Origin of the sequence: Rhizobium sp. SG741, assembly GCF_012275435.1 — a bacterium.
Lineage (GTDB): Bacteria > Pseudomonadota > Alphaproteobacteria > Rhizobiales > Rhizobiaceae > Rhizobium > Rhizobium lusitanum.
In genome coordinates, this window is sequence record NZ_JAAZQP010000007.1 from 255,110 (window position 1) to 267,332 (window position 12,223).

10 protein-coding genes are annotated in these 12,223 nt (G+C 61.0%); 5 read left to right on the plus strand and 5 right to left on the minus strand.

The window, feature by feature from the left end:
- Positions 1–777 carry a VOC family protein gene (locus tag FHT29_RS19680; RefSeq protein WP_037193650.1) on the plus strand — a complete coding sequence of 259 codons (777 nt, stop codon included), beginning with the start codon at positions 1–3 and terminating at the stop codon, positions 775–777.
- Between the two features lie 124 nt (positions 778–901).
- Here FHT29_RS19680 and FHT29_RS19685 read toward each other — a convergent pair whose 3' ends face one another.
- Positions 902–2,416 carry a helicase HerA-like C-terminal domain-containing protein gene (locus FHT29_RS19685; RefSeq protein WP_168597085.1) on the minus strand — a complete coding sequence of 505 codons (1,515 nt, stop codon included), beginning with the start codon at positions 2,414–2,416 and terminating at the stop codon, positions 902–904.
- 219 nt (positions 2,417–2,635) lie between these two features.
- On the opposite strand from FHT29_RS19685, the gene FHT29_RS19690 reads away from it, so the two are divergent.
- The 3 genes from FHT29_RS19690 to FHT29_RS19700 all read left to right on the plus strand — a co-directional run bounded on the left by FHT29_RS19690 (position 2,636) and on the right by FHT29_RS19700 (position 5,500).
- Complete coding sequence (locus FHT29_RS19690) at positions 2,636–3,031, plus strand: hypothetical protein (RefSeq protein ID WP_037193654.1); 396 nt, start codon at positions 2,636–2,638, stop codon at positions 3,029–3,031.
- A gap of 162 nt (positions 3,032–3,193) precedes the next feature.
- Positions 3,194–4,549 carry a metallophosphoesterase gene (locus FHT29_RS19695; RefSeq protein ID WP_168600059.1) on the plus strand — a complete coding sequence of 452 codons (1,356 nt, stop codon included), beginning with the start codon at positions 3,194–3,196 and terminating at the stop codon, positions 4,547–4,549.
- Positions 4,550–4,636: 87 nt separating this feature from the next.
- Complete coding sequence (locus tag FHT29_RS19700) at positions 4,637–5,500, plus strand: carbon-nitrogen hydrolase family protein (RefSeq protein WP_051963342.1); 864 nt, start codon at positions 4,637–4,639, stop codon at positions 5,498–5,500.
- Between the two features lie 48 nt (positions 5,501–5,548).
- Here the strand turns inward: FHT29_RS19700 and zwf are convergent, their stop codons facing one another.
- The 4 genes from zwf to FHT29_RS19720 all read right to left on the minus strand — a co-directional run bounded on the left by zwf (position 5,549) and on the right by FHT29_RS19720 (position 10,962).
- Complete coding sequence (gene zwf / locus FHT29_RS19705) at positions 5,549–7,069, minus strand: glucose-6-phosphate dehydrogenase (protein ID WP_168600060.1); 1,521 nt, start codon at positions 7,067–7,069, stop codon at positions 5,549–5,551.
- A gap of 171 nt (positions 7,070–7,240) precedes the next feature.
- Entirely contained in the window at positions 7,241–8,011 is a 771-nt protein-coding gene (tam, locus tag FHT29_RS19710; RefSeq protein ID WP_168600061.1) for a trans-aconitate 2-methyltransferase, read from the minus strand.
- A gap of 15 nt (positions 8,012–8,026) precedes the next feature.
- Positions 8,027–9,586 carry a TerC family protein gene (locus tag FHT29_RS19715; RefSeq protein ID WP_168600062.1) on the minus strand — a complete coding sequence of 520 codons (1,560 nt, stop codon included), beginning with the start codon at positions 9,584–9,586 and terminating at the stop codon, positions 8,027–8,029.
- A gap of 335 nt (positions 9,587–9,921) precedes the next feature.
- Positions 9,922–10,962, minus strand: a complete 1,041-nt coding sequence (locus FHT29_RS19720; RefSeq protein WP_047559664.1) for a zinc-dependent alcohol dehydrogenase family protein — start codon at positions 10,960–10,962, stop codon at positions 9,922–9,924.
- 207 nt (positions 10,963–11,169) lie between these two features.
- On the opposite strand from FHT29_RS19720, the gene FHT29_RS19725 reads away from it, so the two are divergent.
- Positions 11,170–12,057, plus strand: a complete 888-nt coding sequence (locus FHT29_RS19725) for a branched-chain amino acid aminotransferase (RefSeq protein WP_047559667.1) — start codon at positions 11,170–11,172, stop codon at positions 12,055–12,057.
- Positions 12,058–12,223 lie beyond the last annotated feature (166 nt).

Sequence of the window (12,223 nt, forward strand, 5' to 3'; positions counted from 1 at the left end):
ATGGCTGAGAAGGGTTATTTTGTCTGGTACGAGTTGATGACCACCGACATGGCAGCGGCAGAGGCTTTCTATCGGAAGGTTGTCGGCTGGGACGCAGAGGACGCCGGCATGCCGGATGTCGGCATGGCCTACACGCTGTTCAGCGCCGGTGCGGGTCCCGTCGCCGGATTGATGGTGCTGCCTGAAGAGGCGAAGGCCATGGGGACGCCCCCCTGCTGGACCGGCTATATCGGCGTGCCTAACGTCGACGAGGCAGCCAAGACCATCGTCGCGAAGGGCGGCAAGGTCTATCGCGAGCCGACGGATATTCCGGGCATCGGCCGGTTTGCTGTGGTGGCCGATCCCTATGGAGCCGCCTTCTGCATCTTCACGCCACTACCCGGGCAGGATTGGGGTCCGTCGGAGCCCGCTGCTGCCGGCTATATCGGCTGGCATGAACTCTATGCCGGCGACGGCCAGAAGGCCTTCGATTTCTATTGCGAGATGTTCGGCTGGGAATCGAGTTCCGACTTCGATATGGGCCCGATGGGCACGTACAAGATCTTCAAGATCGGCGATCGGGACTTCGGCGGCATCATGACCAAGCCCGCGGAAATGCCGGTGCCGGCCTGGAATTTCTACATCAACGTGCCGGCGATCGATGCGGCGATCACGCGTATCAGCGAGGGCGGCGGCGCGATCGTCAACGGCCCGATGGAGGTTCCCGGCGGTAGCTGGATCGTCCAAGCCACCGACCCGCAGGGAGCGTTTTTCTCCCTGGTCGCGCCGATACGGTGATCTCTACCCTCCCCTTGAGGGGGAGGGTCGGCCCAAAGGGCCTGGGTGGGGTGATCTCCAAGTTTGCGGCATGTCACCCCCACCCGCGGCTTTGCCGCGACCTCCTCAAGGGGAGGGTACCCTTCTACCGCTTCAAGCTTCCCAGAATCCCCCGGACCAGCGCGCGGCCGACCTGCGTGGCGACTGTGCGCGCCACGCTCTTCAAGGCCGCTTCCATGATCGTCTCGCGCTGATAGCCGGAGCGGCCGCGGCTTGATGTCTTGTTGCTGTCTCCGCCAAAGCCGGGGAGTGTCCAGCCATCACCAGCATTATCGCTCTGCGGCGCGGCTGCCTTGCGCGCGCGTTCGGTCAGGATTTCATAGGCGGATTCGCGATCGATCGTCTGGTCGTACAAGCCTGCGACCGGGCTGGCGTTGATGACGGCCCGACGTTCCGCATCGCTGACGGGACCGATACGGCCTGACGGCGGGCGGATCAGCGTGCGCTCGACGATCGACGGCGCGCCCTTGCCCTCGAGCATCGAAACGAGCGCTTCGCCGGTGCCGAGTGTGGTGATGACTTCAGTGCAGTCGAAGGCGGGATTGGGCCGGAATGTCGAGGCTGCGGTCTGCACGGCTTTCTGCTCGCGCGGCGAATAGGCACGCAGCGCATGCTGCACACGATTGCCGAGCTGCGCCAGCACCGTTTCTGGCACATCGAGCGGATTCTGCGTCACGAAATAGACGCCGACGCCCTTGGAGCGGATCAGGCGCACAACCTGCTCGACACGCTCGATGAGGACCTTCGGCGCGTCGTTGAAGAGCAGATGCGCCTCATCGAAGAAGAAGACGAGCTTCGGCTTTTCCGGATCGCCGACCTCAGGCAGCTCCTCGAAGAGTTCCGAGAGCAGCCAGAGCAGGAAGGTGGCATAAAGGCGGGGGTTCATCATCAGCTTGTCGGCGGCCAGCACCGAGACCTGTCCGTAGCCGTCGTTGCTGACGCGCATGATGTCGGAAATTTTCAGCGCCGGTTCGCCGAAGAAGTTTTCAGCACCCTGCTGCTCCAGCACCAGAAGCGATCGCTGGAGCGAGCCGACCGACGATTTCGAGATCAGGCCGTATTTGCTGGAAAGCTCGCTGGCGTTTTCGCCCATATAATTCAGCAGCGCCTGGAAGTCCTTGAGATCGAGCAGCGCCAGACCGTTTTCATCGGCGATCTTGAAGGCGATGTTGAGCACGCCCTCCTGCGCCTCCGAAGCGTCCATCAGGCGCGCGAGCAGCAGTGGCCCCATCTCGGCGATGGTCGTGCGCACGCGGTGGCCCTTTTCGCCGTAGATGTCCCAGAAAATGACCGGGAACTGATCGAATTCATAAGGGGACAGGCCGATTTCCTCGGCTCGCTTCAGCAGGAAGTCCTTGGCCTCGCCCTTGACGGCGATGCCGGAGAGGTCGCCCTTGATGTCAGCGCAAAACACAGGCACGCCGGCCTTGGAAAATCCTTCCGCCAGCACCTGCAGCGTCACCGTCTTGCCGGTGCCTGTCGCACCGGTGACGAGGCCGTGGCGGTTGCCGAATTTCAGCGTCAGGAATTCGTCCTTGTTGATGCTTTCGTCCGGATTGCGGCTGGCGCCGACGAAAATCTGTCCATCCTGCTGCGGCATGGTGTCGTCTCCCTTTGGGCGGCGGCACAGCAACGCTTAAAGGTTGCCAGAACCGTTCATCGATTTGTCCTGACACTGTTATAAGAACTGACTTGAACGGGGACAACCATTCGCGTCACGGTTATGTTTCTGGTAGTATAACGAGGTCCGGCGCGGCTTGTGTCGGTTGGCCCGTTCAGTTACGTTGACGTTAACGTCGTAAAAAGGCAGGAGGCCAAAGTGAACGAAGTTATTGATCAGATCGCGACCAAAGCCGGCATTGCTCCTGATCTCGCAGAGAAGGCCGTTGGCATGATCCTTGGCTTTCTGCAACGCGAGGCTCCGGATGGCCCCGTCACCAAGATGATCGAATCGATCCCAGGCGCGTCTGATCTCGTTGCGCAATACAATGGCGAGGAAACATCGGGCGGCGGCCTGCTCGGCGGCCTCCTTAGCGCCGTTGGCGGCGGTGGCGGCCTCATGGCGCTCGGCCAGCAATTGATGAGCAGCGGCCTCAGCATGGGCGAGATCACCTCGCTCGCCAAGGAAACGATCGCAACCGCCCGCCAGCATGCCGGCGACGAAGTGGTCGACCAGGTCGTCAACTCCGTTCCTGGCCTGCATCAGTTCCTCTGAGATAGGTGTAAGGCCTTTCCGGAAAGCTCGGAGAGGCCGGCCGCCACCGGCGCGCGTCGATTTTTGCAGGCGCCGCCAGCGAGCGCCAGTCCAATCTTCATGTCTTCCGGCCTTCGCCATCCCTTGTGAGGCGAGGGCCGTGGCTTTTGGGGAGGTCGCCTCATGTCCGTCAGCGCTATTCCCTCCCTTTTGCCGAGAGGGCCGGGGCATCGTTTCGTGCTATACGGCGATTCCTGCTCCGGCGTTCCGGGTGCCCTGCATGAAGGGACCTTCGCTGCCGTCAACGCCGTCTTGCGCCGGCTCGATCCGCCGCCGGAATTCATTCTGTTTCCGGGTGACGAGATCATCGGGCTGACGGCCGATCCGGAAGCGCTGCGGGCGCAATGGCGGCATTGGCTCGATCATGAAATGGCATGGCTCGACCGGCAGGCGACGCCGCTCTGGCACACCACCGGCAACCACACGACCTATGACGAGATGAGCGAGCGGGTGTTCCGCGAGGTGCTTCAGCTGCCGGAAAACGGGCCGCCGGGGCAGGAGGGACTGTCCTATTGGGTCCGCCGCGGCGATCTTCTGCTTGTTTTCGTCCATACGCTATGGACAGGTCTTGGCGGCGAGGGGCATGTCGAGACGGAATGGCTGGAGGCGACGCTGAGGAAGCATGCCGATATCAGGCACAAGATCGTCCTCGGCCATCATCCGGTCTTCCCGGTCAACGGCTTTTCCGGTGCCTACCAACGCGAAATCGGTCCCGAATATGCCGGGCGATTCTGGGATATTCTCGTGGAAGCCGATGTGCTTGCCTATGTCTGCAGCCATATGCTCGCCTTCGACGTTCAGGTTCATCGTGGCGTCCTGCAACTCTGCACGGCAGGGGCAGGTACTGCGCATCGGATGCCGGAGGAGGTGGAATATCTGCATAGCATCCAGGCCGCGCTGGATGCGGACGGGTTTCGCTATCAGGTGCTGGACACCGATGGCGTGGTTCGCGAGAAACTGCAATGGCCTTTCAAGCCGGCCGAGAATTGGCAGAATCTGTCGCCGGGATCGCATGCGGCAGGCTTCGGCGGCTCCAAAGGGCCGAACCATGTCGTCGAACTGCGGATTACGGGGTTCATGGCAGATGGGGCGCATGCACCGGCGCAAACGCTCTTCTCCGCCTTCGATCCTCAAATCATCGCGCCGCTTTGGCTCGGCCTGCGCGGCCCGCATCAGACCTTGACCCTGATTCTCGGCCGCAAGCCCGGCCGCAGCCCTCATTATTGGTTCGGACCCGATCTGATCCCCGGCCAGCCTTTCGATATCGACATCGCCTTGCATGCCGGCATGGGACCGGGCGGCATGCTCTATCGCATGCACGGGGATCACCGATGGAATTCATTCCACGGAGCCTCCGCAACCGGCCTCGAGCATATGGTCTGGCCGGCGCAATGGAGCGTGGGACATGGTCAGGGCGGTCCGGCCGATCGCCCCTTCATGGGTAGCGAGCTCACCGTCCAGATTGGATACGAAAGCTAGCGCTGTGGCAAGCATGTGCTTTCCGCCGCCGTTTCGGATTCTGCTAAACTGCTTGCCTGATCGAGTCGGAGGCAGGGGAGTATTGGCATGGCGAAATGGGATGGCGCCTACACTTGGCACAAACGGCCGTCGGCTGTCGGGGCGCCGGAGCGACTACGCGTGGCGACGTGCCAGATCCCTGTCGGCCATGACATTGCAGCGAATACGACGCAGATTCTGTCGCTGATAGAAGCGGCGGCTGAGGCCGGCGCGGATGTCGCCCATTTCCCGGAATGTGCCCTGTCCGGGTATGGCTCTGCCAATTGGCCTGATTGGACCGGCTTCGACTGGGCGGCCCTTCAAGCGGCGCTGGAAAAGGTCCGATCGGCCGCGCGTGCGCATCGTGTTTGGGTCGTGACCGGCTGTGTGCACAATGACGAGGCCACCGGCCGGAAATTCAACTCCGTCTATGCCCTCGATCGTGATGGCAATATTGTCGGTCGCTACGACAAGCGTTGTTGTTCGGCCAATGATTTGCGCGCTTTCGAACTGGGCCGTCGACAGCTCGTTCTCGACATTGACGGCGTTGCCTGCGGCTTCCTCATTTGCCGCGATTGGAGTTATCCGGAGGTTTGGCGGGAATATGAGGGGCGTGTCGAGTTGGTCTTTCATTCCGCCTGCGCCGACGGACAAGGCCGTGACAAGAACGAGACGCACACCGTTCCCGCAATGATGCAGGCCTATGGCAGACAATATCTCTATGCGGTCAGCTCTTCCAATTCGTGCCGGCAGAGCCAGGACTATCCGAGCCTCTGGATCGAGCGTGGCGGCCATATGGGCGGCCAGGCTACGCGCCATGAAGCCGGCTTCACGATCAACGCACTTGCAGACGACCCGGAACAAGACCGCTTCTTTGCCGCGGTGCTGGAAGCACATCGCGCGGAGCGGATTTTATACGGGCTGGCCGAATAAAACGTAGATCGGCCGGGCCGGCATCTATCGATACCGGCCCGTGCACATTCAAACCGTCTTTCTGCCCGGTTTATCGCCCGGCTGATGCCAGGTGCGGCCATCGCGTCCGATGAGTTCGTCGGCGCAGGCCGGGCCCATGCTGCCGGGCGCGTAAGGATCGGGCTTGCCGCCCTCGGCCCAGAGATCGAGGAACGGCTGCACGGCTGCCCAGCCGGCCTCGATGCCGTCGGCGCGCTGGAACAGGGTCTGGTCGCCGACGAAAAGCTCGTAGAACAGGCTTTCATAGCCCGTCTGCTTGCCGATGTCGAAACGGTCGGCATAACGGAAATCGAGCGAAATCGGCGCGGTTTTCAGCACAAGCCCCGGCGATTTGATCGAGATTTCCATGTCCAGCCCCTCATCGGGCTGCACCTGGATGATGAGCCTGTTCGGCGGCAGCTGAGGGCGCGAATCGTGGCGGGGGAATTGTGCGAAAGGCACCTGCCGAAAGCTAATGACCACCTCAGTATCGCGCGTCTTCATCGCCTTGCCGGTGCGCAGGTAAAAGGGCACGCCGGCCCAGCGCCAAGTGTCGACCAGGAGCTTCAGTGCCACGAAGGTTTCCGTATCGCTGTCAGGCGCAATATCGGCGGTCTCAGTATAGGCGGGCAGATCCCTGCCGGCGAGAGGGCCGGCCGTATAGGCGCCGCGCACACCGTTCTGGGTTGCTTCCTCACGCGAATAATGGCGCAGAGCTTTCAGAACTTTAGCTTTTTCGTTGCGGATCGATTCTGCGTCGAAGCTGTTTGGCGGCTCCATGGCCACCATCGCCAGGAGCTGGAAGAGATGGTTCGGCACCATGTCGCGCAAGGCGCCGGTCGCATCGTAAAACTTGCCTCGAAGGCCGACATCCACCAGTTCTGCTGCCGTGATCTGGACGTGATCAATGTAATTGTTGTTCCAAAGCGCCTCGATCATCATGTTCGCAAAACGCGTCGTCATGATGTTCTGGACGGTTTCCTTGCCGAGGAAGTGGTCGATGCGATAGATTTGGCTTTCTTCGGCATGATTGAGGAGTCGCGCATTCAGCGCCTGGGCCGAGGCAAGATCGTGGCCGAAAGGCTTTTCGATCGCGATGCGCCGGAATGCGCCGGTCGTTTCGTCGGTTAGGCCGTTTTCCGAAAGCTTTTCGGCGATATCACCGAAGAAACTCGGCGGCACGGCGAAATAGAAAGCCGCATTGGCGCTCGGCGCATGCGAAAGATAATCCGCGATACTCTTGTAGACAGCATTCTGGGTGAAGTCGCCGGAGATGTAGCTGATGCGCTTGCGCAGGCTTTGCCACGCCGCTTTTCGCTCCTGATCCTCGATGTCGCCTGATGTTTTCAAGAATGCATCCAGGCGCTCCAGCAGCATTTCGACGTTGCCGGGTTCGATACCGATGCCGAGAACATGCAGATCTTCGCCCACAAGCCCGTTGTGGGTCATGTTGATCAGTGTCGGAATAAGAAGGCGCCGGGTAAGATCGCCGGTCGCGCCGAAGATTACGAATGTCAGCGGCGGGGCCGGTGCAACGTCGGGGCTGGTCATGAGCGCATCTCCTTCTGGCGGCCATACAAGGGGCTTCTGGACGACATCGACTATCTCCTCGGAGCTATTGCTGTTTCAGCTTTGGCTGCTCGTGTTCTAGCGCGGGCCAACGCCGGTTGTCGATGGGATCGACAGACCGCTGTCAGCCCGACTTTTGGGATGGGCAGTCGCCTACTTCTTCACGGCGACCAGGAAGAGCCGCGGGAAGCGCAGCAGCACCTTGCCGTCCACGAGCGGCGGATAGGCCTTTTCGATGCGTTTCAGATACTCGGCCGCGAAAGCGTCCCGATGCTCGGCGCCAGCGTGATCGAGATAGGGACGCAGGCCCGTGCCTTTGACCCATTCGACGATGGCAGCAGCATTCTCCAGCGCGTGATTATAGTTGGTGTGCCAGATATCGACGCGTGCCGACTTGCCGATCAGCCTGTTATAGTAGGCCGAGGGTGTGGGAAGAGGATTGCGGCGCACGCTTTTTTTCGCGAAAGCGTCGCTCCAGGGGCCGTTCTTCGCGGTTTCCTCCATCATCAGATGGTTGGGCTCGGTCAGATTATCGGGCATCTGGATAGCCAGTGCGCCGCCGCGCTTCAGCCCATCCATCAGGTGATCGAAAATCTCAAGATGATCGGGCAGCCACTGAAAGACAGCGTTGGCAAAGAGCAGGTCGACGGGCTCTTCGGGGCGCCATGTGGCAAGATCGGCCTTGACGAAAGTCGTGCCGGGCATGCGCTTGCGCGCCGCTTCCAGCATATTCTCATCGCTGTCGAGACCGGAGACACCGGCGGCGCCATAGCGCTCGACGATCAATTCTGTCGAATTGGCGGGGCCGCAGCCGAGATCGATCGCTCGTTCGATGCGCTCCAGCGGCACCTGCGCCAGAAGATCGCGCGCCGGACGCGTGCGTTCATCCTCGAATTTCACATATTGGCCAGCAGACCATGCCATGAGCGTATCCTCTACCTAGATTGCATATTCCATCGGTTGAATCCGGACCTTGTCGATATTTCGGCCATTGAGTTTGACCACTTCGAAGGCGAGTCGGCCAGAGTTGAAGCGTTCGCCCTCATGCGGCAAATGGCCAAGGCCCCATAGAATGAAGCCGGCAAGCGTCGAATAGCGATCCGCCTCGTCGATAAGGTCGGTGCCGACAAGCTTCGACAGATGGCGAATGTCGATCCAGCCGTCGACGGTCAACGATCCGTCCTCGCCCTTGTCGATGGTCAGCGGCTCATTGTCCTCATCGGGGAATTCGCCGGCGATCGCTTCGAAGAGGTCGGTGGTCGTCACCAGTCCTTCGATTTCGCCATATTCGTCGAGAACCAGCGCCATCGCCTGGTTGGACTGGCGCAGCCGCTCCATCAACTTCAGCACATTGATGCTTTCATGCACGGCAAGCGGCTGACGGATGGAGCGCTTAATATCGATCTCGCCGTCCTGCAGCAGATCGCGCATGACGTCGCGCGCGCTGGCGATGCCGACGAAATTGTCGAAGCTGCCGCGGATGACCGGAAAGCGCGAATGGCCGATCTCGATGACGCGGCGTTGCTGCTCCTCGCGCGACTTGTCGAGGTCGAGGCAGACGATATCCGTGCGCGGTGTCATGATCGAGCGGGCCGAGCGATCCGCGAGCGTCAGCACGCCGTGGATCATGTCCTTTTCCTCCGTCGAGAACACTTCCTCGGTCACCAGCTTTTCGGCTGTCCGCTCGCTCGTTTCGCCGAGCGCGCCCTGCGGCCGTTGTGCGCCGAGCAGGCCAAGAACGGCGTCGGCGGTGCGGTTGCGAATGTTGGTCGGCGTGATCAGCCGTTCCTTGTTGCGCCGGGCGAGCTGGTTCAGGGCCTCGATGACGATCGAGAAGCCGATTGCCGCATAGAGATATCCCTTCGGCACATGGAAGCCGAAGCCTTCGACAACAAGCGAAAAGCCGATCATCATCAGGAAGCCAAGGCAGAGGATGACGACGGTCGGATGTTTCGAGACGAAGGCCATCAGCGGCCTCGACAGGAACAGCATGACGCCGACGGCAATGATCACGGCAACCATCATCACCGAGAGCTCTTGCACCATACCAACTGCGGTGATGACACTGTCGAGCGAGAAGATGGCGTCGAGTACGACGATCTGGACGATCACCTGCCAGAAGACGGCATGAACGACCTTCTTTTCCCCCTCGGCCTCTTGCCCTTCCAGCCGCTCGTGCAGTTCCATCGTGCCCTTGAACAGCAGGAACAGGCCGCCGACGATCAGGATGATGTCGCGACCGGACAGGCCGAAGCCCCAGACGGAGATCAGAGGTGCCGTCAGCGTCACCACCCAGGCGATGGAGGCGAGCAGCGCCAAGCGTATGATGAGAGCCAGCGCCAGTCCGATCATGCGCGCGGCATCGCGCTGGTGCGGCGGCAGCTTGTCTGCAAGGATGGCGATGAAAACGAGATTGTCGATGCCGAGAACAATCTCGAGAACGATCAGGGTAGCAAGCCCGATCCAGGCGGATGGGTCGGATAGCCAGTCGAAGATCATTAATTCCTAAGCTTGGCGCCGGCCATGATAGGCCTGCCAATTCTTTCCTTCAGTTTTTCGGATGATATGCCGCGCGCCAATCCCAAAGCGCGGCTGGTACAGCCGTCGCTATCCGGATCGCATAGACCAAGCGGGTCGGCTTTCCTGGGACAAGAACTATAAGGCTCGCTATCGGGCATGGCCTGCTATCTGGACACGAAATCGCATTTGCGCAAGGGCGCGGGGCAGATCAATCTACCTGAGTTCCATGACATTTTTTCAAAAATGCTTTTTTGCCCATGGTTTCGACCACTCTGAAAGGTTGACGGCGGGCCGTATTGCGCTCGGAGTGAGATTCAAAATTGCGTGATGACGCTGATCCCCGTGCCCTCGGCCTTGTCCAGCGTCGTCAACGCCGGAACGGCCTCCTCCAGACTGATCCTGCGGCCGATCAGCTTTTGCGGCGCAATCTTGCCGGCCGCCAGCATGTCGAGCATGGCATCGTAGCGCCAGGCCTGCATGCCGTGGCTGCCGTAGATTTCCAGCTCATGGCCGATGACTTGCGCCATGGGGATCTGCGGCGTCGCATGCTCGCCGAGCATCAGGCCGACCTGCACATGCCGGCCGCGCCGGCGCAGGTTCTTGATGGAGTTGAAGCAGGTTGCGGGGTGGCCAAGCGCATCGATGGACACATGCGCTCCGCCCTTGGTGATATCGCGCACCGCTTCCGCGACATCGGCGACGCTTGCCGCGTTGATCGTCGCGACAGCACCGCACTCACGGGCGAAAGCCAGCTTCTCGTCCGAAATGTCGATGGCGATGGCATTCGCTCCGAGCGCGCTGGCGATCATGATCGCGGAGAGACCGACGCCGCCGCAGCCATGCACGGCGATCCACTCGCCGGGGCGGGTTTTCGCCTGATCGGCGACGGCGCGGAACGAGGTGGCGAAACGGCAGCCGAGGCTCGCCGCCGTCGCATCATCTATCGTCTCGGGCAGGTGAACGAGGTTCGTGTCGGCATAGTCGATCGCGACATATTCGGCAAAGGAACCCCAATGGGTGAAGCCGGGCTGGAACTGGTTGGGGCAGACCTGCTGGTTGCCGGAATGGCATTCGGCGCAATGGCCGCAGCCTGATACGAAGGGAACGGTGACGCGATCGCCGACCTTGAAACGGACGACGCCGCGACCGGTCGCCACGACCTTTCCCGCAAGCTCATGCCCCGGCACGTGAGGGAGCCTGATATCTGGGTCATGGCCCATCCAGCCATGCCAGTCGCTGCGGCAGAGCCCGCTCGCGCCGACCGCGATGACAACGCCATCCTCGCCCGGCGTCGGGTCGGCCAGGGTGCGGATCTCGGGCATCACCTCGAAGGCCTCGTAATACATCGCTTTCATCGGACTTCTCGCTTTTCCTAACGGTCTTTGCAGGCCATCATTTTTCCTGATGAACCTATTCGTCAAGCTGTTGTTTCGGCGCATGAAAATTGCGCTATGAATGCGGTATCAGGCGCTTTGTTGCAAATGGATTTTGTCGCGCAGTTTCTGCTTGACCCTGGGATTGTGCGGTTATTTGCTTTTCGCCACGTTAGAGAGGAAACCACCATGGCCGTCGATACATCGCCCCGCACCACCACATGGACCCATGTCGAAGGAGAATGGCTCACCGGCAATCCGCCGCTGATCGGGCCGACCTCGCATGCCATGTGGCTTGCCTCGACCGTGTTCGATGGCGCGCGCTGGTTCGACGGCATCGCCCCCGATCTCGATCTTCACTGCCAGCGCATCAACCGCTCGGCTGTGGCCATGGGGCTGAAGCCGATCAAGACATCAGAGGAAATCGAGGCGCTTGCCTGGGAAGGCATCAGGAAATTCGATGGCAAGACGCCGCTCTACATCAAGCCGATGTATTGGGGCGAGCATGGCTCCGCAGGCAGCGTCGTCGCCGTCGATGCGGAATCGACCCGTTTCGCACTCTGCCTGTTCGAGGCGCCGCTCGGCGGCACTGGTGGTATCACGCTGACTGTCTCGCCCTTCCGTCGTCCGTCGCCGGAAACGGCGATGACCGACGCCAAGGCGGGCTCGCTCTATCCGAACAGCGGCCGCATGATCCTGGAAGCGAGGAAGCGCGGCTTCGACAACGCGCTCGTGCGCGACATGAACGGCAATGTCGCCGAGACTGCCTCATCCAACGTGTTCATGGTCAAGCACGGCGTTATCTATACACCAGTCGCCAACCGCACCTTCCTTGCCGGCATCACCCGCGCCCGCGTCATCGGCCTGCTGCGCCAGGAGGGTTTCGACGTGCGCGAGGAGACCCTGTCTGTCGAACAGTTCACGGACGCCGATGAGATCTTCACGACGGGCAACTATTCCAAGGTCGTTTCCGTCAATCGCCTGGACGACCGCGAATTCCAGCAGGGGCCAGTCGCCCGCAAGGCTCTGGAGCTCTACATGCATTGGGCACACGGACGCCGCACCAGCGAAGAATGAGGGCGACGGCGAAGCACTAAGCCTCGGTGAAGCGCAGAGTTCGGCGGAGGCCGCTTTCCGCCGGATCATTCGTCAGCAATAGTCGATGCGCTTTCGGATCGGAACAAACATAGGCGCCAGGGCGCAAAAGAATAAATTACGACATAAGAAATATTGAGAATTAATC

Excerpts from the sequence above, each read along its gene's own strand:
- FHT29_RS19680 (WP_037193650.1), top strand. The coding sequence starts at position 1 with ATGGCTGAGAAGGGTTATTTTGTCTGGTACGAGTTGATGACCACCGAC.
- FHT29_RS19685 (WP_168597085.1), bottom strand. The coding sequence starts at position 2,416 with ATGCCGCAGCAGGATGGACAGATTTTCGTCGGCGCCAGCCGCAATCCG.
- FHT29_RS19695 (WP_168600059.1), top strand. The coding sequence starts at position 3,194 with ATGTCCGTCAGCGCTATTCCCTCCCTTTTGCCGAGAGGGCCGGGGCAT.
- FHT29_RS19700 (WP_051963342.1), top strand. The coding sequence starts at position 4,637 with ATGGCGAAATGGGATGGCGCCTACACTTGGCACAAACGGCCGTCGGCT.
- zwf (WP_168600060.1), bottom strand. The coding sequence starts at position 7,069 with ATGACCAGCCCCGACGTTGCACCGGCCCCGCCGCTGACATTCGTAATC.
- tam (WP_168600061.1), bottom strand. The coding sequence starts at position 8,011 with ATGGCATGGTCTGCTGGCCAATATGTGAAATTCGAGGATGAACGCACG.
- FHT29_RS19715 (WP_168600062.1), bottom strand. The coding sequence starts at position 9,586 with ATGATCTTCGACTGGCTATCCGACCCATCCGCCTGGATCGGGCTTGCT.
- FHT29_RS19720 (WP_047559664.1), bottom strand. The coding sequence starts at position 10,962 with ATGAAAGCGATGTATTACGAGGCCTTCGAGGTGATGCCCGAGATCCGC.
- FHT29_RS19725 (WP_047559667.1), top strand. The coding sequence starts at position 11,170 with ATGGCCGTCGATACATCGCCCCGCACCACCACATGGACCCATGTCGAA.